This is a genomic window from Stenotrophomonas sp. A3_2, from assembly GCF_036624925.1.
In the GTDB taxonomy this organism is placed as follows: domain Bacteria; phylum Pseudomonadota; class Gammaproteobacteria; order Xanthomonadales; family Xanthomonadaceae; genus Stenotrophomonas; species Stenotrophomonas hibiscicola.
In genome coordinates this window covers 1-431 of the sequence record NZ_JAZKVY010000075.1, presented here as the reverse complement: position 1 = coordinate 431, position 431 = coordinate 1, and the positions used below count along the sequence as shown (strand labels likewise).

At 65.4% G+C, this 431-nt stretch carries 1 protein-coding gene; it reads left to right on the top strand.

The window, feature by feature from the left end:
* Positions 1–229: 229 nt before the first annotated feature.
* The coding region (locus R5H29_RS01260; protein WP_332328604.1) for a MobA/MobL family protein at positions 230–431 on the top strand (202 nt) is incomplete at its 3' end.

Below are 431 nucleotides of genomic sequence, written 5' to 3'. Positions count from 1 at the left end.
CCTTGGCCTGCTGGACCTTGCGACGTGCGCTTTCGATAGCCTCTGGCGTGGGAGCGGCCATGGTCAATCCTTTCGCTACGCGATATTGATAGCACCGGACCCGACCGAGCGAAAGAGAGGAAGGGCGCACTTATGCAAACTTGCGTTTGCGTGCGTCAGGGGATACCCCTGAACCCCAGCGGGCTATCGCCCGCGCCATGCTCCCGCATGGCTAAGGTAGGGCGCGGCGATGGCGAGCTTCCATCTTGCGGTGAAAACGATAGGCCGTTCAGCCGGTCGCAGTGCGACGGCGGCGGCGGCCTATCGTGCGGGCGTCGAAATCACGGACGAGCGCACCGGCCTCGTCCATGATTACACCCGCAAGCAGGGCGTCGAGCATAGCGCGCTTGTCGTGCCCGCCGACGCCCCGGCATGGGCCAACGACCGCGCCG